The sequence below is a fragment of the Rhizobium album genome (genome assembly GCF_003122325.1).
GTDB lineage: Bacteria > Pseudomonadota > Alphaproteobacteria > Rhizobiales > Rhizobiaceae > Metarhizobium > Metarhizobium album.
Genome location: NZ_QFBC01000002.1, coordinates 796,542 through 816,212, shown reverse-complemented (window position 1 = coordinate 816,212; position 19,671 = coordinate 796,542). Strand labels below are relative to the sequence as shown.

15 protein-coding genes are annotated in these 19,671 nt (G+C 63.2%); 3 read left to right on the top strand and 12 right to left on the bottom strand.

The features are described from left to right. Positions 1-51: 51 nt before the first annotated feature. A complete protein-coding gene (locus DEM27_RS08075) occupies positions 52-531 on the bottom strand; it encodes a DUF2938 domain-containing protein (protein ID WP_109457737.1) in 480 nt (159 codons plus the stop codon). 162 nt (positions 532-693) lie between these two features. Then, positions 694-2,277, bottom strand: a complete 1,584-nt coding sequence (gene ggt, locus DEM27_RS08070) for a gamma-glutamyltransferase (protein WP_109457736.1) — start codon at positions 2,275-2,277, stop codon at positions 694-696. A gap of 464 nt (positions 2,278-2,741) precedes the next feature. Between ggt and DEM27_RS08065 the strand changes: the two genes are divergently transcribed. From DEM27_RS08065 to DEM27_RS08055, 3 genes are all read left to right on the top strand, one after another. Further along, complete coding sequence (locus DEM27_RS08065; protein ID WP_109457735.1) at positions 2,742-3,446, top strand: WecB/TagA/CpsF family glycosyltransferase; 705 nt, start codon at positions 2,742-2,744, stop codon at positions 3,444-3,446. A gap of 85 nt (positions 3,447-3,531) precedes the next feature. After that, positions 3,532-4,623 carry a glycosyltransferase family 4 protein gene (locus DEM27_RS08060; RefSeq protein ID WP_109457659.1) on the top strand — a complete coding sequence of 364 codons (1,092 nt, stop codon included), beginning with the start codon at positions 3,532-3,534 and terminating at the stop codon, positions 4,621-4,623. Continuing rightward, positions 4,620-5,363, top strand: coding sequence for a polysaccharide deacetylase family protein (locus DEM27_RS08055; protein WP_109457658.1), 744 nt, complete (start codon positions 4,620-4,622; stop codon positions 5,361-5,363). The genes DEM27_RS08060 and DEM27_RS08055 overlap by 4 nt, the downstream gene beginning before the upstream one ends. Here DEM27_RS08055 and DEM27_RS08050 read toward each other — a convergent pair. The 10 genes from DEM27_RS08050 to DEM27_RS08005 form a co-directional block, all read right to left on the bottom strand. After that, a complete protein-coding gene (locus tag DEM27_RS08050) occupies positions 5,358-6,188 on the bottom strand; it encodes an MBL fold metallo-hydrolase (protein ID WP_109457657.1) in 831 nt (276 codons plus the stop codon). The two genes, DEM27_RS08055 and DEM27_RS08050, sit on opposite strands and share 6 nt — an antisense overlap. A 248-nt stretch (positions 6,189-6,436) precedes the next feature. Then, on the bottom strand, positions 6,437-6,895 hold the full coding sequence (locus tag DEM27_RS08045) for a cyclic nucleotide-binding domain-containing protein (RefSeq protein WP_109457734.1): 459 nt from the start codon (positions 6,893-6,895) through the stop codon (positions 6,437-6,439). A gap of 45 nt (positions 6,896-6,940) precedes the next feature. After that, positions 6,941-9,640: an ABC transporter transmembrane domain-containing protein gene (locus DEM27_RS08040; protein WP_109457656.1), complete on the bottom strand. Its 2,700-nt coding sequence runs from the start codon at positions 9,638-9,640 to the stop codon at positions 6,941-6,943. Positions 9,641-9,941: 301 nt separating this feature from the next. Beyond that, positions 9,942-11,114, bottom strand: a complete 1,173-nt coding sequence (locus tag DEM27_RS08035; protein ID WP_109457733.1) for a glycosyltransferase family protein — start codon at positions 11,112-11,114, stop codon at positions 9,942-9,944. Then, positions 11,111-12,355: a glycosyltransferase gene (locus tag DEM27_RS08030; RefSeq protein WP_109457655.1), complete on the bottom strand. Its 1,245-nt coding sequence runs from the start codon at positions 12,353-12,355 to the stop codon at positions 11,111-11,113. Before DEM27_RS08030 ends, DEM27_RS08035 begins: the two co-directional genes overlap by 4 nt. A 9-nt stretch (positions 12,356-12,364) precedes the next feature. Further along, positions 12,365-13,576 carry a glycosyltransferase family protein gene (locus DEM27_RS08025; RefSeq protein WP_109457654.1) on the bottom strand — a complete coding sequence of 404 codons (1,212 nt, stop codon included), beginning with the start codon at positions 13,574-13,576 and terminating at the stop codon, positions 12,365-12,367. Positions 13,577-13,646: 70 nt separating this feature from the next. Beyond that, positions 13,647-14,738 (bottom strand): ABC transporter permease, encoded by a 1,092-nt coding sequence (locus DEM27_RS08020; RefSeq protein ID WP_245445728.1) that lies wholly within the window; start codon positions 14,736-14,738, stop codon positions 13,647-13,649. Between the two features lie 83 nt (positions 14,739-14,821). After that, the gene (locus DEM27_RS08015) at positions 14,822-15,820 is read right to left on the bottom strand and encodes an ABC transporter permease (RefSeq protein WP_109457732.1); all 999 of its coding nucleotides are present in this window, start codon (positions 15,818-15,820) and stop codon (positions 14,822-14,824) included. A 2-nt stretch (positions 15,821-15,822) separates the two neighbouring features. Continuing rightward, positions 15,823-17,727 carry an ABC transporter substrate-binding protein gene (locus DEM27_RS08010; protein WP_109457652.1) on the bottom strand — a complete coding sequence of 635 codons (1,905 nt, stop codon included), beginning with the start codon at positions 17,725-17,727 and terminating at the stop codon, positions 15,823-15,825. Next, positions 17,724-19,616, bottom strand: coding sequence for an ABC transporter ATP-binding protein (locus tag DEM27_RS08005; protein WP_109457651.1), 1,893 nt, complete (start codon positions 19,614-19,616; stop codon positions 17,724-17,726). Before DEM27_RS08005 ends, DEM27_RS08010 begins: the two co-directional genes overlap by 4 nt. Between the last annotated feature and the right edge of the window lie 55 nt (positions 19,617-19,671).

The following is a 19,671-nucleotide window of genomic DNA, read 5'->3' as shown; positions in this document are numbered from 1 at the left end:
GCGTAACGCAGTGAAAGCGACATATGGGCGGTTCGATGGCCTATTCGGCGATCAGCGGGTCGCCAGCGCGGTCGCAAACATGCCGAGTGCGAAAACGGTGTGGGCGACGAGGTTGAGCGCCCGCACCTTGTTGGGGTTCGGTGTCTTCGACGCCGCCCAGCCGATGCCGAGTCCCGGCTGCAGCAGGAACCAGCCGGCCCCGACGGTGACGATGCCGACGATGAAGGCGGGCAGGAAGGTTGGCGAGGCCAGCCAGGCCGGCCCCCAGACAACGGCGAGAATGAGCCCGTACAGGATGCCGACGGCATAATGGCTGGTCCAGCCGATGGCGAGTTCGTTCGGATGGCTTTCCGCATTGGCGATGGTGTCGTGAAAAACCTTGCCGCGGCCGAGATGCCAGAACCAGCGGCCGACCGGCGCCCAGTTCGGCGGGCTCTGTCCGAAAAACCGGGCAAGAATGATTGCCCATACATCCATGAAAACCGTGCCGCCGATGCCGATCGCGACGCCGCGCCAGAAAATATCGAACATGAAATCCTGAAATCCCGTCTTTGCCTGTTGCCGCCAGCAAACCATCGCATGCGCCATGATGCAAACGATTTCGGCCGCAATTCAAGGGTTTGCGAGGCGATGTGGTTTGCCGGCGATGCCACCGGCGGCAAAGGCGTCGCCGCCGGTCGCGGTTCGATGCGGTCAGTAGCCGAGCGCCACACCGTCCTTGCGGTGGTCGGTGGCGCCGAGCAGCACGCCGCGCTCGTGATCCATCCAGATCGCCTGGCAACTGCCGAGCGGCTCGTCGGCCCAGTCGACCCGATGGCCGCGGCCTTCGAGATCGGCCTTGATCTCTTCCGAATATGTCGTCTCCAGCGACAGCGTGCCCTCGAAAGCGAAGCTGCGCGGCGCTTCGCTCGCCTGCTGCGGGTCGAGGCCGCGGTCGAGCATGCCGGTGAGGATCTGGGCATGACCGACGGACTGGTACTGGCCGCCCATGACGCCGAAGGGCATCACGGCCTTGCCGTTCTTCTGCAGCATGGCGGGGATGATGGTGTGGAACGGCCGCTTGCGCGGGGCGATGGCGTTGGCATGGCCCGGCGTCAGCGAGAAACCCATGCCGCGATTTTGCAGCAGCACGCCGGATTTCGGGGCGTAGATGCCGCTGCCGAAAGCCCAGAAGACCGAGTTGATCAGCGACATGGCGTTGCGGTCCTTGTCGACGACGGTGACGTAGACGGTGTCCTTGTGGAGAGGCAGGTCCCATTCCGGGCCGGCCGTCGCGCGGTCCATGCGGATCTTTGCCCGCAGCGCATCGATGGCCCGGTCGGTCAGCACGTCGGCGACGTCGGTGGTCATGGCCGCCGGATCGGCGACGATGGCATCACGCTGCGCATAGGCCGCCTTCGATGCCTCGGCCAGGATATGGACACGGTCGGCTTCGCTGAGCAAGGCATCCGAAAGATCAAAACCTTCGAGGATGCGGGCGATGATCAGGGCAGCCAGCCCCTGGCCGTTCGGCGGGCATTCGAGCAGGGTGTGGCCGCGATAGTCTGCGGAAATTGGCTCGGTGAGGAAGGTCGAGAATTCGGCGAAGTCATCGAGTTCGTGCAGGCCACCCACGGCCTTGAGGACATCGACGATCTCTTCGGCCACGGCGCCCTGGTAGAAGGCGGAAGGCCCGTGCTTGGCGACGGCGCGCAGCGTGGCGCCGAGGGCGGGATTGGCCATGCGATCGCCGATGGCGGGCACGCGGCCTCCCGGCAGGTAGTGTTCGGTTGCGGCCGGATGGGCTTCGAGCTGGTCGCGATAGCGCTGCCAGTCGAGATAGACGCGCGGCGTGATGCGGTAGCCGTTTTCTGCCGCATCGATCGCCGGCGCCAGCACCTGGGCGAGATCGAGCTTGCCGAAATTGCCGATCAGCCGGCACCAGGCGTCGATGGCGCCGGGCACGGTGACGGAATGCACCGAGGTCTCGCCGATCGCCTCGATGTTGCGCTCGCGGTAGAAATCGAGATTGGCCCTGGCCGGCGCCCAGCCGGAGCCGTTGAGCGAAACCACCTTGCCGGATTCGGGCGCATACAGCGCAAAGCAGTCGCCGCCGATGCCGGTCGAATGCGGATCGACGACACATTGCACGGCAACGGCCGCCACGGCGGCATCGACGGCATTGCCGCCCTGCCGCAAGATATCCAGCGCCGCCAGCGTCGAGGCCGGATGGGAGGTCGCCGCCATTCCCTTTTCGGCGACGGCGACCGAACGTCCCGGCTGCATGAAGTCACGCATCGACATTTTATAAAACTCCTTGAACGATCTCGGCTCCCGACCCACCGCCCTCACGGCGGATCCTGTGTCGGATGCCATTGCTCGTTCTTCCAGGGCGCGGCGTCAAGGTGTGTCGTCATTCCCGATAGAGTGCTTTTTGCGAAGGATATGCTTCTGCCGCCTTGTGCCGCGCCGAAACCCTTTGTGTCCCAATTCAGGACTGAATTTTCCCACTTTTAGCTTTATGTGTTATGACAGAACAATTATCGCGTGTATTAACCATTGCCGGCGATTCGAATTGTGGAAACCGACGATCAGCATATATCTAGCGTAAACCACAATGATAAACACGCGGGCCGAGCCTGCCCATTTTGCTGCATTCAGGGTCTTCATTGGCAAGTTTCGATTTGAAAATACCGGCAGAAGTGCCGCCATTGAAAGCAACGACCACATTGTTGGGCGGGCTATCGATTGCGCGTATCGGCATGGTCGAGACGGCTGATGATTTCATCAGGCGGGCTTTGCAGGCGAGGGGCCGGCAGCAACGGCCATTCTATTCGTCTTCGGCCAATGGCCAAGTGATCGCGCAGTGTGCCCGCGACCGGTCCCTGCAGGATCTGATGCTGTTAAGCGACCAGATTCATGCCGACGGCATGCCGATGGTGCATTTCTCGCGCCTCTATTCTTCCCATCCCCTGTCCGAGCGTGTCGCGACGACCGATCTGGTCCATGTCGTGGCCGAGCGGGCGCAGGAGGTAGGGGTCAGTTTCTATTTCCTCGGCGGGGAAGAGAGCATCAATGCGCGTGCCGTCGATGCCATGCGCCTTGCCTATCCGGATCTCGTCTTTGCCGGACGCCGCAACGGATTTTTCAAGCCTGACGAGGAAGAGGAGGTTCTGGCGGATATCCGCGCGGCCGCTCCGGATATCCTCTGGGTCGGCTTGGGTTTTCCGCTGGAGCAGAAATTCATCACCCGCAACCTCGATCGCCTGCGCGGCATCGGCGTGATCAAGACGGCGGGCGGCCTCTTCGATTTCCTTTCGGGAAAGAACAGCCGCGCACCGTCCTGGATGCAGAAGGCCGGCCTGGAGTGGGCCTACCGCACATGGCTCGAACCGCGACGCTTGTTGATGCGGTATCTGGTGACCAATCCGGTTGCCATCCATGCGTTGCTGCGCCATTCCGATTGAGGCGCGGCGGGCTTGGCCCGAGCGCTTGCGCCGATGACTTTCCAATCCATTGACAGCCGGAGCGGCGGGCGTCTAGGCATTGCCGATGAACATCGCTTTTTATTCGCCGCTGAAATCGCCGAACCATCCGGTGCCGTCGGGCGACCGGCTGATGGCACGGCAGTTGATTGCGGCGATGCGACAGGCCGGGCACACGGTCACGGTCGCTTCCGAACTGCGCAGCTTCACGCCGACACCCGAAGGTGACGACCTGCCGGCCCTTCGCCTCGCCGCCGAAGCTGAAGTCGACCGCCTGTCGGGCGAATGGCGGGCGGCGGCTAAACCCGATGTCTGGTTCACCTATCACACCTATTACAAGGCGCCCGACCTGATCGGGCCTGTTCTGGCGCGCCGCTTCGGCATCGCCTATATGACGGCAGAGGCTTCCTATTCGCGGCGGCGCAATATCGGCGTCTGGGCGCAAGCGCAGGCGGAGCTGGCGGAAGCAGTGGCGATGGCGGCGGCGAATATCTGTTTCACGCAACGGGATAGGCAGGGCCTCGAACAGGCGGTGCCGTCCGCCTCGCTGGTCATGCTGCCGCCCTTTCTCGATCCGGGTCCGTTCCTGGCGTTGCCTCCAAAGCCCGAGCCCGGGCGATTGATCACGGTGGCGATGATGCGGCCGGGCGACAAGATGGCAAGCTATCGCCTGCTGGCTGCGGCGTTGGAGCGGATCGTCGATCTGCCCTGGACCCTGTCGGTCGTCGGTGACGGCCCGGCGCGTGACGAGGTGAGGGCGCTGTTTTCACCGTTTTCCCCGGGCCGGGTGACTTTCCATGGCGAAAGGGCGCCGGCGGAGATCGCCAGCCTGTTGTCGCAAAGTGCGATTTACGTCTGGCCGGGATGTGGCGAAGCCTACGGGCTGGCCTATCTGGAGGCCCAGGCGGCCAGCCTGCCCGTCGTCGCCCAGGCGACCGCGGGTGTTCCGGAAGTGGTTTCCCATGGCGCAACCGGGCTGCTGACGCCGCCGGACGATCCGGTCGCGTATGGTGAGGCGATCGCCCGGCTGCTGCTGGACGAGTCGGAGCGGCAGGCCCTGGCCGCCGCTGCCCGCAATTTTGCCCGCGACGAACGGTCGATGGCGCGGGCTTCGGTCATTCTCGACGATATTCTGAAGAGGCTCCAGGCAAACGCATGAACGACACGATGGCATGGGCGCCCCTGATGGCCGAACTCGACCGCTGGCAGGCGGCGGGACGGATCGCCGACCTCTGGCTGCGGGACGACGATGCGGTCGAGCCGACACCGGCCCTCGACAGGTTGTTGGCGCTGACCGGCGAGCACGACGTGCCTTTGACACTTGCGGTCATTCCCGAACATACCGGCGCGGCGCTGGCGGCGCGTCTCGACCGGGCGCCCTGGGCGGAGGTCGCCGTCCATGGCTGGTCGCATCACAACCATGCGCCCGCGACGGAGAAGAAGCAGGAGCTCGGTGCACATCGGCCGGTGGACATCGTGCTCGGCGAACTCGGCGCCGGTTTCGACAAGCTTGCCGCCCTGCACAAGCCGCGTTTCGTTCCGATGCTGGTGCCGCCATGGAACCGCATCGGCGCTGCCGTGGTCTCCGGCCTGCCGGATCTCGGATTCAAGGCGTTGTCAGTTTTCGGAGCGGAAAAATCCGGACCGCTGCATCTCCTCAATACCCATGTCGACCTGATGGACTGGCACGGCACGCGCGGCGGACGCGACCATGGCGTCCTGGCGACAGAGCTTGCCGCGAGATTGAAGCTGGTGTTCGAACAGGGCGGAGCGACCGGTTTACTCACCCATCACCTCGTCCATGACGAGCAGGCCTGGCTGTTTCTCGAAACGCTGTTGGCATTGACGAAAAACCATGCCGGATGCCGGTGGCGAACGGCGGCGGCCCTGATCCTATAGGTCGATGACCTGGCGGTCGCGACCGTTGAAGGCCTCGGGGAATTCGCGTTTGGCTGCAGCCTCGATGGCGTCCAGCTCGTCGTCGGTCCGCGCCGGCAAGTGATGGATGAAGGCGATGCGCTTGGCGTCCGCCGCCCTGGCAAGCCGGATCGCCTGCTGCCAGGTCGAATGGCCGTAACCGCGATACCGCGCCATCTCGCTGTCGACATAGGTGCAGTCGTAGAGGAAAAGATCGGCATCGCGGATCAGCTCGATGACGGCGGGGTCGAGAATGCCGGGCGTATGCTCGGTGTCGGTGACGACGCAGACCGTCTTGCCGGCCCATTCGACGCGGTAGCCGATGGCGCCGCCGGGGTGGACGAGATTGCTGGTCCGGATGCGGATGCCCGGACGGGGGGTCAGCACGTCGCCGGCGCGAAAATCGCGCGCCGAAAGCCGGGCGCAGCAGATATCGGGTTCGACCGGGAACCAGGGCGGCCGCATGAACTGGCGGATCATCTCCTCGGTGGTCATCTTGCCCGCCATATGGCCGGACCACATCGTCACCGCCATGGTGGTGTTATAGAGCGGCATGAAATAGGGCAGGCCGACGATATGGTCGTAATGGCAGTGGGAGAAGAACAGGTCGATGTCGGTCACACCTTCGGCAAGCATCGCAGCTCCCGCTTCGCGGATGCCGGAGCCTGCGTCGAAAAGGAGCCTGTAGGGACCGCATTGCATTTCGACGCAGATCGTGTTGCCGCCGTAACGCTGAAACTCCGGACCCGACACCGGTATGCTTCCTCTGACGCCCCAAAATCGCACTCGAAACACGTCGCTGATCACTCTGTCACATTTCCCTTGGGGTTTCGGTTTTCCGTCTGGCGCTCCCTAGAGGCAATGATCCCAGAATTGCCGAATTGAAATTAATAGAGTGTACCGTTTTCCCTGCCTCGCCAAGCTGGCTCAGTCCTAATTTTGCCATGGTAAACAAAATCCGACCGTTATGCGAGTCGGTATTTGCCGGTCGCCAATGGCGCCGGGCTGCGGGGAAATTCGTCAGGTCAGGCACGGGCGCAGGGTACGCCGTCCGGTCAGTGCTGGCGTTCGCGGCTGCGGGCTTCGGTGAGTTCGGACGTGGTGTGGCTCAGGCGGTCGGCAAGCACGCGCATGATCTCGATGGTGATTTCGGGAAAGTCGACGAGAAGCTTGAGGAAATGGTCCTTGCCGATGCGCAGTACCTCCATTGGGGAGCTGGCCATGACGGTGGCGGTGCGCGAGACGTCGCAGAGGATGGCGATCTCGCCGACGATGGAATTGGTCTCCAGTTCGGTGATCTTGATCTGCCCGTTGGGCGAATCCACCAGGATGTCGGCCTTGCCCGACAGGATGACATAGGCGGCGTCACCGAGATCGCCTTGCCGGAAAAGCACCTCGCCGGCGGAGTAACTCATGCGGTCGGAGGTGAAGGCAAGCAGCTTCAGTTTTGCCGGGGGTACGCCGGCAAAAAGCGAGACTTGTTTCAGCGTTTGAACTTCGTCCTTGAGCAGCATGGTCTTCATTCCCCGAAAACGTTCCGACTGGAATAGCATATACTGTCAGGAAGGCACCAGTTGTTTGGCTTCGTCCTTGTTCGAGATCAAGTCCGGCTTGCCATCGGCCGTCAGCGTGCCGCGCTCGAAGACGACGACGCGGTCGAAGAGCGTCGTCAGGGCCGGATTGGAGAGGACCCAGACGACAGCCGGGTTGTTCTTGTTGTGCCTGGTCAATTCCAGGACGTTGCGAACGATCTGGTCCTGTATGCGGTGGTCCAGGCCAGGCAGCGGCCGGTTGAAGATGTAATAGTCCGAATGACGGATCAGCGATCGGGCAAGCCCCACCTTCTGGCGCTGCACGCCCGTCAGCCGCCGGCCACCGGCGCCGACATGGTAGTTCAGCCCCAGCGCCAGCACCTGATCGTAGAGGCCGAGCGTATTCAGGAGCGTGCGGGCGATGGTGCGGATGCGTTCCGAGCCGTCGGCATGCTTGTGGCTGATGCGGCCGAACAGCACATTGTCCATCACGCTGGCGGATGCCATGTAGCGGCTGTTGTCGTAGCGCTCGATCTCGTCTTCCATGTCCTTCGGCAGGTTGTCGTGGAAGATCTTCCGCGCCCTGACGATCTCGGCCATGAGGTCGTCGTTCAGGAGACCGAAGCGGTGCCGGGGCTCGATATAGGCGAAGCTCAGCTTGATGATCTTGTAGCGCTCGTTGTCGGTCACTTCCTCGAAGGACTTTCCGCGCAGCTTCTGCAGCAGCAGCTGGTATTCCGGAATGTCTTCCGGCGTCATGAAGGTCAGCTGCTGGAAGAACGGGTGGTCCGGCGGCAGGTCGGCGAAGAGTTCGACGGCGTTTTCGGCGATTTCGTAACCCATCTGGAAAAGCCTGGGTCCGAGGCCCGTCTGCTGCATCACCGAGCGGAAATAGCGGTTCTGCCCGATGGCACGCCCTTTCAGCGTCATGCCCGTCGTCGTGCCGAACAGAAGGTTCTCGCCGACGGTGGCTTCGCGATTGTAGCTGTCGGGCTCGAAGGTGACGATAAGGCTGTTCAGCCCTTCGGTATCCAGTTCCTCGCGCAAGGCGTGACGCATCTCGACGATGCGGGCGGCGAGGTCCGGGTTTTCGGAAGGGTCGAATGTCGAGCGTAGGGCGAGGTCGAGAATGTCCTTGGACAGGAGGACGGCATCGAGGACCGTGCGCACCGATGCGAAGAGATGATCCGGCCCCTCGGCGCCGGCAGTGCTGTAATCGATCCAGTCACTATTGATGTCGTAGTCCGGATTGCCTGCCAGCCGGGCCTCGTTGATCTCCCAGCGATGGTGGTTTTCGCCCTGCTCGTCGTAGACGGCCGGCGTCAGCGGCGCATGTTTCAGGCCGTAGAGCAGATTGTCGCCCAGCGTGCCGTGGAACATGTAGACCTCGGCCGCGGCATAGGAGATTTTCCGGCCGGTGACCGATTCCGGCAGATCCCAGAGATCGTCGCCGCCGGCAACGACCTTGCCGCTCTCCGGCCAGATCATCCGGGCGACGGCTTCTGCCAGTGCTTCCCCGCCCAGCACGGCGACATGTTCACCGGGGGTGATCTGCAGCGACACGCGTTCGAGCAGTTTGGCGCCGCTATCGTCGACGAGCGAAAGATTGACGGCGGCGAGCGGCGACTTGAGCGCCTGGTCGTTATCGGCGGCGACCGCCTGCAGTTTCGGATCCAGAAGCCGGTCGACCTGGAACTGCTCGACCACCTGCACATATTTCACCTGTACGTCCTGGCGGGTCTGGTCCCAGTCGATCAGGTCCTTGAGCGGACCGGGCAGGTCCTTGTAGGCGTTGATGACGGCGACGAGCTGGCCGACGTCGAGCCGGCCGTTCAGTGCCAGATACCCGCCGATGCAGTAGAAGAGGAACGGCGTCACTTGGGCGAGGAAGTTGTTGATGAACTTGACCAGGAATTTCCACTGGTAGAGGTCGTAGCGGATCTTGAAGATGTGGCCGAGGCGGGCGGAAATGTCGGCACGCTCGAAGTTCGAGGTGTCGAAGGCATGAATGGTGCTGATGCCGTCGACGATCTCGCTGACGCGGCCGGACAGCTCGCGGGCCGTCAACTGCCGCTCTCGGCCGAGGACCAGCAGCCGTTTGCGCATGCGCGGGATGATGACCGCCTGCACGACGACGATCAGCGCGGCGATCATGCCCAGCCAGAAATGCTGCATGAAGATGAAGATCAGCGCCGTCAGGGCCTGGCCGCCGAGCAGGGCCGGCTGGACGAAGGCATCGCCGGTGAAGCCGCCGAGCGGCTCCACCTCGTCCTTGATCATGCTGGCGATCTCGGCGCCCTTGACACGCTTGAACTGGCCGGGCGGGAAACGCAGGATACGATCGACGAGCTCGAAGCGGATGCGGCGCAGCAGGCGTTCGCCGAGGCGGCCCTTGTAGGTGTTGATATAGAGTTTGAAGAGACCGTTGACGATCACCAGCAGCAGGAAGACCATGCTGAGGGCGAACAGGGTCTGCACGCGGTTCAGCTCAAGCCCCGGAAAGAGCACGACATTGCCGATCAGCGGCAGCGAGAACTCCAGGTGCATGAACAGCTGGGTCGCTCCATCCGTTTCGAAACCCTTGCCCTGGATCGGACCGTTGACGATCTGTTTCGGCAGGTCGAAGGAGAGGAAATACGGAATCATCGACAGGGCGACGACGAACAGAATCCAGATCTGTTGACGGCTCGTATGTTTCCAGATGTAGCGGCTGAGACGATTTTCCATAGACAGATCAGATGATACGAGAAGGCATGAAACGAGGCAGGGCCGCACCCTCGCCCTCGGAAGGTTGCGCGGAAGCGATCGCGGAAGGCAAATCTTTACGCGCCTGCCTCAGTCGTGGGGCGAAACATAACAGTTTTTAAATCGATCTGTAAGCGGCGTTCGATCGCCGTTGTCGCCGATATGAAAAACCGTGTGAACGCCGTGAGCTTGCCCGCTGCGCGGGGGATATGCGGGGCGGGAGCGTTTTCTTGCACCCGATGCCGGCCGCGGTCAAGAATAAAAACGGAGATATCCTCCGTTTTTATTCCGATGGAAGGATCGGCGCAGGGAGGAGGGAGCGCAGAACAGCTGCGGAGCGTTGCGCACCATCCAGATCCAGCGCATAGGCCGGCGGTTTTGGCCGCGACAGGGCTTCCCGGATCTTTTGCGTCATCGATGCGGCCGTCAGATCGGCTTCGGTCAGCACCGATGCGATGTTCATCGCTTCGAGACGGCGTGCGCGCACCGGCTGTTCGGTCTCGCCGCCGGCCGTGAACGGCACCAGCAGGGACCGGCATCCGGCGCGAAGAATGTCGCAGACCGTGTTGTAACCGGCCTGCGACACCGAGAGTTTCGCGCCGGCGAGCAGGCTGGCGAAATCCTGGCGGAACCGCACGAGGCTGACGCCAGCCGGCGCTTCTGCCGCCAGCGCGTCAAAATCCGCCTGCGGCAGGTTCGGCCCGGTGATCAGACACCAGGAGCCGACTTCGGGAATGGCGCGGGCGGCATCGCAGGCGGCACGGATCACGTCGCGGCCGACGGCACCGCCACCGGCGGACACGACGATGTCGAAGGTTTCAGTCGGAGGCGCCGGCGGCGGCGCGGCGACGATGCCGGTATAGACGATCCGGTCGGCGATCTCGCCGGCGAGCGGAAAGGTTTCCTCGATGCGGGCGAAGGAGGGATCGCCATGCACCAGCACGCGGTCGAAATGCGCCTTGACCAGCGCGACGGTTTCTTCGTCGCGGCCGGGCTTGGAGCGCTCCTGAAGGATGTCGCGCAGCGAGGTGACGACGCGGGGGCGCGGATTCATGGCCTCGATTGCCGCAAGCAGCGGCAGCAGCTCGAAACGCACCTGCCGTCGGCCGAACGGAAAGGCCTCGATGACGACGATATCGGGAGCGGTTTCCTGGAAGGCATCGAGCAGCATCTGCGTGCGGCGAGCCTTGAACGCATCATCGACCGGCCGGCCTTCGGCATCGGCGATGCCGGAGAAACCGGCGTCGCCGGCAACGATGGTCGGCAGGGCGACGTGGCGCATGCCGGGACCGGGAAAACCGGCAACCGGCGTGCCGCCGGTCACCATCGTCACCGCGAAACCATCCTCGCCGAGCGCACGCGCAATGCGGCTCGCCCTGGCGAGATGGCCGATGCCCAGCAGATGCTGGACGTAGAAGAAGACCCGCGGTGCGCGGCGGACCGTATCGTGGGTCATGTTTGCCGCCATTCCTGCTCGAACAGCGCCGTCAGTTGCCGGATGCTGACCTTGTTGTCGAAATGCGTGCGGACGCGTTCTTCGGTGGCATCGGCAAGCCGGGCGCGCAAGCCGGGTGCGATGATCAACCTTTCCAATGCGTATGCCAGTTCCTGCGGATTGTCGGGGGGCACAAGAAGCCCGTTTTCTCCATCGCGCAGCAGTTCGGGAACCCCTGAAATCGCTGTCGAAACGCAGACCAGCCGCTGGCTCGACGCCTCGACCAGCACGTTCGGCAATCCGTCCCGGTCGCCGTCGGCGGTGATGCGGCAGGCAAGCGCGAAGATATCGCTTCTGCGATAGGCGTCGAGCACATCCTTCTGGTCGAGCGCGCCTCGCCAGGCAATGCGCGCCTCGATTCCCAGTTCGGATGCCAGCGCCTTCAGCGTGGCGATTTCGGGACCGCTGCCGATATGCTCGAAGCGCCAATGCAAACTGCCGGGCAAGAGGGCAAGCGCCCGCAGCAGCACGTCGTAACCCTTTTTCTCGACGGCCCGTCCGACGCTGAGGATCGTCACGGTTTCGGCGGCGTTGCTGCCGTCATGCGGTGGCCGCGCTCCCTCGAACGGGGCGAAGCGGGTGAGGTCGAGGCCATGATAGCTGAGATGCACATTGTCCTTGCCACCCGCCAGCTTTCTCAGATGGTCGAAGCCGGTATGCGTGCAGGTCACGGTCCAGCGGGTGCTTTCGAGCTTGCTGGCAAGCTCCCAGCTCTCCGAGGTCCAGATGTCCTTGGCATGCGCCGAGCAGGTCCACGGCGTGCCGGTCATCAGGCTGGCGTAACGGGCGACGGAGGCCGGCGTGTGGATGAAATGCGCGTGCAGCCAGGCACCGCCCTGCGGCCATTCCGCCGCTAGCACGGCGGCCTGCCCCAGGCGTCGGAAGCGGTTGCGGGTGAAGTCGCGCCGGAGGTCGGCGAGAAAGGCGGAGAAGGCGGCCTTGAAGCCGGGCAGCTTGCGCGCCTTCAGCCAGGAGCGGAAAACCCTGAGCGGCTCCTCGTGGAGATATTCCGGCAGGTAGTGGACCGGTGCGCGGATCTCGTCGTGCACGGGGTGCCGCTTCTTGTCCGTCGGCCGGCGTAGCGCCACCAGCGTCAGGTCGAAGCCGGCCTGTTCGAGGCCGAGCAGTTCCTGGGCGATGAAGGTTTCCGAGAGCCGCGGATATCCCTTCAGGACGACGACGATTTTCCTGTTGTCCGGCAAGCGCTCTGCCTATCTCTTGATCACGCGCAGCGGCTCCTTGCCGCCGCGGCCGTCGATCCAGTCTCCGACGATGCGCGAGATATTCGGCAACCCTTCCAAGCGCAAGCCCTTGGCGTTCACCGAGGGCGGGTTGCGTGAGGGCAGGGCTTTCAGCGCCGCGGCAAACCGCAGCGGATCGGCGGATTCCTCCGGCAGCAGCATGTCGATCAGCCCGAGTTCGGCGGCGCGCTGCGCCCGGATCAGCTGTTCCTGGCGCGGCACGATGCGTGGCACGATCAGCGCCGGCTTGTCGAAGGATAGGATCTCGCAATAGGTGTTGTAACCGCCCATGGCGACGACCGCCTTGGCGCCGGCGATCAGTTCCTCCATGCGGTTGTCGAACTCGATCACTTCGATATAGGGGATCTTCGAACCTTTGCGCACCAGCTTGCGGCGCTGCTTGGCAGGCATGTAGGGACCGAGCACCATCAGGGCGCGGTGGGTCAGCGTCGGGTCCTGCTGGTAGGCATGGATGACGTCATGGATCAGTTCGGCACCGTCGCCGCCGCCGCCGGTGGTGACGAGAATGTAGTCGCCGCTCGGCCGATGGTCGTCGCCATGGTCATGCGAAACGCTGCGCTGCAGGAAGCCGACGAAATCCATTTTCGAGCGCACGGCGGGAGGCACGTCGAGCCCGACCAGCGGATCGTAGAAATCCGGCGGGCCGTAGACCCAGATGCGATCGTAATATTGCCCGATCTTGCGCATCACGTCGTTGCGCTTCCATTCGGCGTCGAGCAGGTGCGGCGCATCCATGACCTCGCGCAGGCCGAGAACCAGCGTCGTGCCGCGAGTCTTGAGATAAGCGAGCGTTTCCTCGACTTCGCCGCGCAGGCCCATCGGCTCCTTGTCGACGATGAAGATGTCGGGTTCGAAGGTCTCCGCCGTATGGCGGATGATCGACTGGCGCATCTTCAGCGTTTCATGCAGGTCGATATGTTTTTCCAGCGAGGTATATTCGCCGTTGCGGAGCTTGATGACACTCGGGATCTTCACGAAGTCGACGCGGGCGCGATAATCGAAGGCGCCGGCGATCGTCGCCCCCGAGATGATCAGGATGTTGAGCCCGCGATAATCCTCGACAAGGGAATGGGCGATCGTGCGGCAGCGCCTGAGGTGACCGAGCCCGAACGTGTCATGGCTATACATCAGGATGCGGGCATCTTCGAAACGGCGCATCATGCGCTGACCTTCCAATCGGCCCCGTCCGGACCAGCTTTACGGTTACAGGTGCTGTTCATCGTCGAATCCGTTACTTGTACGGATCGGCCGCGTCGCGCAAGCCGTCTCCCAGAAAATTGAATGCCAGTATCACCAGGATCACAGGAATGGTCGGGAACAAAAGCCAGGGATAGAAGGCGATGACGCTCACGCTCCTGGCTTCGGTGAGAAGAATGCCCCAGCTGGTGATCGGCGGCCGCAGGCCGAGGCCGAGGAAGCTGAGCGCCGTCTCGCCGAGAATCATTCCGGGGATCGATATGGTCGCGGTGGCAATGAGATGGGACATGAATCCGGGCACCAGGTGGCGGCCGATGATGCGGCTCGACTTCGCCCCCATCAGCTGCGCCGCCAGCACGTAATCCTCTTCGCGCAGCGACAGGAGTTTTGACCGTACGGCGCGGGCAAGTCCCGTCCAGTCGAGCAGGCCGAGGATGAGGGTGATGCCGAGATAGATGAGGATCGGGCTCCAGGTCACCGGCATGATTGCCGCCAGCGCCATCCACAGCGGAATGCTCGGGATCGACTGCAGCACCTCGATGATGCGCTGCGCCACGAGGTCGAAAATGCCGCCGTGATAACCGGCCAGCCCGCCGATGACGATGCCGAGGATGAAGCTGACGGTGATGCCGAGCAGGCCGATGGTCAGCGAGATGCGGGCGCCGTAGATGATGCGCGACAGCACGTCGCGGCCGAGCCGGTCGGTGCCGAGCAGGAAGAACTGCCCGTCCTTGGCCGGACAGACGAAATGCGTGCTGGCATCGAACAGGCCCCAGAACCGGTAGGGATCGCCGCTGCAGAAGAAACGCAGCGGTTCGATGTCGTCGGGTTTTTCGGTGTAGACGCGCCGCAGCGTATCCATGTCCAGCGTCATTTCCCGCCCGTAGACGAACGGGCCGACGAAGGTGCCGTCATGGAAGAGATGGATGCCTTGCGGCGGCGCATGGATGAAATCGACATTGCGGCTGTGCAGGTTGTAGGGCGCCAGGAACTCGCTGACGAGGATCATCAGGTAGAGCACGGCGAGGAAGATGCCGGAGGCAAGCGCCAGCTTGTGCCGCTTGAATTTCCACCACATCAGACGCAGCTGCGAGGCGCTGTTGACGCGGATCTGCGCCGGCGTCATCTCCTTGAGCGCATAGGGGTCGAAAGGCGCGGTGGAGACGAAATGCGCCAGCGGCGCGCCGGATTCGGGAAGAGGCGATGACGTCACTTGGCACTCCCACCCTGAAGCCGGATGCGCGGATCGAGAAAGGCGAGCGCGATGTCCGATATTAGCATGCCGATCACCGTCAGGAAGGCGAGGAACATCAGGAACGAGCCCGCCAGATACATATCCTGGCTTTGCAACGCCTTGATGAGCATCGGCCCCGTCGTTTCCAGCGACAGCACGATGGCGGTGATTTCGGCGCCGGAGATGATCTGCGGCAGGATCGAGCCGATATCGGCGACGAAGAAATTCAGCGACATGCGCAGCGGATATTTGATGAGCGCCCGGAAGGGATGCAGCCCCTTGGCGCGGGCGGTGACGACATATTGCTTCTGCAACTCGTCGAGAAGGTTGGCGCGCAGGCGCCGGATCATGCCGGCCGTGCCGGCGGTGCCGACGATGATCACCGGAATCCAGAGATGTTCCAGGATCGACTTCGCCTTTTCCCAGCTCATCGGCTCGCCAAGGAATTTCTGGTCCATCAGGTGGCCGATCGAGATGCCGAACCAGATGTTGGCGAAATACATCAGGATCAGCGCCAGCGTGAAGTTGGGGATGGCGATGCCGAGCAGGCCGAGGAAGGTCAGGCCGTAGTCTCCCCAGCTATATTGATGGGTCGCCGAATAGATGCCGATGGGAAACGCTACCAGCCAGGTGACGAGGATGGTGCAGAAGGAGACGAGGATCGTCAACCACAGGCGGTCGCCGACCACTTCGTTGACGGGCAGCTGGTATTCGAAGGAATAGCCGAAATCGCCGGTCAGCATGCCACCGACCCAGTGGAAATAGCGCAGGATCGGCGGTTTGTCGAAACCGTACTGCGCCCTGAGCTCTTCGATTTCCTGCATGTCCACGCCTTCGCCCTGCGCCTGCAGTTCGGAGATGTAGCTCTCGAAATAGTCGCCCGGCGGCAGTTCGATGATGGTGAAGATCAGCGCCGAGATGATCAGCAACGTCGGGATCATCGCGGCGATGCGCCACAGGATGTATCGCATCATCATCAGGCGATATCCTCGCCGTACCAGAACGTATCGGGCATGTAGACACCGAGGTAGCAGGTGGGATCGAAACCGTAGAGGCCGCGCTCGGGCACGTTGCGCATATGCGCCGAGCGCAGGATCGGCTGCAGCGTCTGGTTGACGATGCCGATGGAGAAGACCTGGTCGGTATAGATCGCCAGCATCTCGCCCCAGATGTCGGTGCGTTCTTCCGGCGTGCGGGCGTGATACCAGCTCTTCAGGAGCTCGACGAGCCGGGCGGCCTCGGCAACCTCGGGCGCATGGCCCTTCTGGCCGTTGGACAGGTAATGCATGCCCCAGACCGGCCATTGCAGCTGGTCGTCGGTGGTCGGCGCCAGCTGGCTGGGGTTCATGTCGCGGGTGGGTACGCCGTTTTCGAGGCCGGGCCACATGGTCATCATGATCTGGCCGCCCATGGTGCGCGAGCGGAAGACGTCGCGCTGCGAGGTGCGGATGAACAGCGAAATGCCGATCTTGCGCCAATGGTCGGTGATCAGTTCCAGCACGTCGGTGTCGAGCGTACTTTCGCCGGCGGTCTCGACGACGATCTGTGCCTCCCGCCCGTCCGGCAGCAGCCGGATGCCGTCGCTGTCGCGGTTCTGCAGGCCGAGTTCGTCCAGCAGCCTGTTGGCGGCATCGGGATCGTGGCTGCTCCACGCGGCGGCATATTCCGGTTTGTACAGCGGGCTGTCGGGCAGGATCGTGTCGCTGCTCGGCCTGGCGAGCCCGTAGAACACCACCTTGTTGATTTCCTCGCGGTCGATGGCAAGCGACAGCGCCCGGCGGAAACGCGCATCCTGCAGCAAGCCCCGCCAGGTTTCGTCGCCATAATTGAGGTTGGGCAGCAGCGCGATCTTCGAGCCGCGCGTCGCTTTCCACAGGCCGACCTTCACCGGATAGCGTTTCTCGGCATCCTTGAGGAAGGCGTAATCGGCAAAATCGATGCCGGTCGCCTGCAGGTCGCTTTCGCCGGTGCAGGCCTTGGCGGTGATGATCGAGGACGAGCTGACGTTGAGCAGGAAACGATCGATATAGGGCAGCTGCGTGCCGTTCTGGTCGACGCGGTGGAAATAGGGATTGCGCTCGAACACGAATTGTTCGGCTGGCGGCTTCGTGGTGTTGCGCCAGGGGTCGAGCGTCGGCAGCTCGGGGTTTTCCGGCCGGTAGCTGCGCGACATCTTGATGTGCAGGTCGACCCAGCTCTTGGTGCGCTGTTCCTTCATCAGGCCGGCCAGGCGGTTGGCGTTCTGGTACTTCTGGTGGAACTGCTGCATGTAATGCGCCGGCATGACGATGGTCAGCGGCTGCGGCGCGGCCAGGCGCGGCAGGAAATCCGGGTTGGGACCGTCCCAGCTGTAGCGCACCGTCAGCTCGTCGATCACCTCGAAGCGCGGCGGCTTGCCGTCGACCAGAAGATCGGTCGGCAACCCGCCCTTGCGCAGGTTCTCGTCGAGGATGACGTCCTCCCAGCAATAGCGGAAATCTTCCGCGGTGAAGAGCCGGCCGTCCGACCAGCGGTGGCCTGCACGGATCTTGAAGGTGAAGACCTTTTCATCGACATGCTCGTAGCTTTCGAGGATATCGGCGGAAAGATCGAGCTTGTCGTCGTAGCCGACGAGCCGGGCATAACCGCAAATGGTCATCAGGCGGATGTCCTTGGCGCTGCCGATCAGCATGCGCGCGGTGCCGCCATATTTGCCGACGTCCCGGCCCATGGCGGCGAGGTCCACGACCCGCGGGTTCTTTGGCAGGCGCCCGGCCGCGGTCGGCAGCTTGCCGGCATTCATCAGCGGGACCAAGAAATCGGGTTCGAGGCGACGTGCTGCGGCTGTGGCCGGAATGGCCGTCGAGGCAAGCATTGCCAGGAGCGTTCTGCGCCGGATCATGGCTGCAATTCCCTGACATCGGCGTTCCGGCGCGCCAGGACGATATGCCCGCCGCCGAGATCCGCCGCCGCCAGCGCGTTGTCATCGTTATCGGCGCGAAACTGCGCAGCCCAGCTTGCCGTTCCCGTCGCGCCGCAGGCCTGCACGGCGGCGAAATCCAGCGGCCGGTCGAGATCGGGGAAGGGAACGGCGGCCAGCAGGGCCTTGGTGTAGGGGTGCACGGGCGAGCGCATCAGCGTCTCGCGCGGCGCAAGCTCGACGATGCGACCGCCGCACATCACCGCGATGCGGTCGGCCATGTAGTCGACCACGGCGAGATTGTGGGAAATGAAGAAGTAGGTGAGGCCCAATTCTTTCTGCAGATCCTTGAGAAGGTTGAGGATCTGGGCCTGCACCGACACGTCGAGCGCCGAGACCGGCTCGTCGCAGATCATCAGGTCCGGTCCGAGCGCCAGGGCGCGGGCGATGCCGATGCGCTGGCGCTGGCCGCCGGAAAAGCTGTGCGGGTAGCGGTTCAGCGCGCTCTGGTCGAGGCCGATCGCCTGGACCAGGCGCAACACCTTTTCCTTGCGCTCCTGCGCCGAGCCGCGATCGTGGATTTCCAGCGGTTCGCTCAGGATATTCTGGATGGTCATGCGCGGCGACAGCGAAGACACAGGGTCCTGGAAGACCATCTGGATCTTGGTGCGCAGGGTCTTGAGGTCGTTGCCCTCGGACGACAGCACGTCAATCGCCTTGCCGTCGCGGTCGAAATAGGTGACGGAGCCGGAATCCGGCGTTACCGCCCGCATGACGATCTTGCTCAGCGTGCTCTTGCCGCAGCCGCTTTCACCGACGATGCCGAGACATTCGCCGCGACGCACGTCGAAGCTGACGTCATCGACGGCACGTACGCCGGCGGCGGTGTTTTTCCCGAACCAGCTGGATTTGCGCGTGCCGTAAGTCTTTATGACGTTGCGCACGGAGAGGAGGATCTCGGGTCCTTGCCTCTCCTGCTTCCGTTTGCCGATCAGCGTGTCGGCATTGACGGGAATTTCCCGCAGCGCCTTCAGTCGCTCGCCGGGTTTCATGTCGAAATGCGGCACGGCCGCCATCAGCCCCTTGAGATAGGGATGCGCCGGCCGGCGGAAGATCGTTTCGACCGGCCCCGCCTCCATGATCTCGCCGCGATAGATCACCACCACCTCGTCGGCGACGTTGGCCACGACGCCGAGGTCGTGGGTGATCAGCAGCATCGCCATGTTAAGCTTGGCCTGCAACTCGCGCAAAAGCTGGAGGATCTGCGCCTGGATGGTGACGTCGAGCGCGGTGGTCGGTTCGTCCGCAATCAGCAGGGAGGGGCGGCAGATCAGCGCCATGGCGATCATGGTGCGCTGCCGCATGCCGCCCGAAAGCTCGAAGGGATACATCTCGCGGGTGCGGGCAGGATTGGCAAAACCCACCAGGCCCAGCATCTCCTCGACACGGTCGCGCGTTTCCGCCTTGCTGACCGGTTCGTGGATGCGCAAAGCCTCGCCGACCTGGTTGCCGATCGTGTGCAACGGCGAAAGCGAGGTCATCGGCTCCTGAAAGATCTTGCCGAGCCGGCGACCGCGCAGGTCGCGGATCGCCTTGCCGTCGCGCGGCAGGGACAGGATGTCGATCGGATTGCCGGGATTTTCGGGATCGCAGAACAGGATACGGCCGGTGGCGGAGGCGGTATTCGGCAGGATGCCCATCACCGCCTGGCTGATCACCGATTTGCCGGAGCCGGATTCGCCGACCAGCGCCGTCACTTTGCCAGGCAGAACGCGCAAGCTGGCGTTACGAACCGCTTCCAACTGGCCACCCATCATTTTGAAGGCGATGCCCAGTTGCTCGATGCGCAACAGATCTGCCCCTGAATTCATGCCAGCAGCTTTCCCTTGTTGCTTGCGAAATGGCTGTATGATTTCAAGACTAGCG

Coding starts and splice junctions, on each gene's coding strand:
- DEM27_RS08075 (WP_109457737.1), bottom strand. CDS start 531: ATGTTCGATATTTTCTGGCGCGGCGTCGCGATCGGCATCGGCGGCACG.
- ggt (WP_109457736.1), bottom strand. CDS start 2,277: ATGCGTGACTTCATGCAGCCGGGACGTTCGGTCGCCGTCGCCGAAAAG.
- DEM27_RS08065 (WP_109457735.1), top strand. CDS start 2,742: ATGGTCGAGACGGCTGATGATTTCATCAGGCGGGCTTTGCAGGCGAGG.
- DEM27_RS08060 (WP_109457659.1), top strand. CDS start 3,532: ATGAACATCGCTTTTTATTCGCCGCTGAAATCGCCGAACCATCCGGTG.
- DEM27_RS08055 (WP_109457658.1), top strand. CDS start 4,620: ATGAACGACACGATGGCATGGGCGCCCCTGATGGCCGAACTCGACCGC.
- DEM27_RS08045 (WP_109457734.1), bottom strand. CDS start 6,895: ATGCTGCTCAAGGACGAAGTTCAAACGCTGAAACAAGTCTCGCTTTTT.
- DEM27_RS08040 (WP_109457656.1), bottom strand. CDS start 9,640: ATGGAAAATCGTCTCAGCCGCTACATCTGGAAACATACGAGCCGTCAA.
- DEM27_RS08035 (WP_109457733.1), bottom strand. CDS start 11,114: ATGACCCACGATACGGTCCGCCGCGCACCGCGGGTCTTCTTCTACGTC.
- DEM27_RS08025 (WP_109457654.1), bottom strand. CDS start 13,576: ATGATGCGCCGTTTCGAAGATGCCCGCATCCTGATGTATAGCCATGAC.
- DEM27_RS08020 (WP_245445728.1), bottom strand. CDS start 14,738: ATGACGCCGGCGCAGATCCGCGTCAACAGCGCCTCGCAGCTGCGTCTG.
- DEM27_RS08015 (WP_109457732.1), bottom strand. CDS start 15,820: ATGATGCGATACATCCTGTGGCGCATCGCCGCGATGATCCCGACGTTG.
- DEM27_RS08010 (WP_109457652.1), bottom strand. CDS start 17,727: ATGATCCGGCGCAGAACGCTCCTGGCAATGCTTGCCTCGACGGCCATT.
- DEM27_RS08005 (WP_109457651.1), bottom strand. CDS start 19,616: ATGAATTCAGGGGCAGATCTGTTGCGCATCGAGCAACTGGGCATCGCC.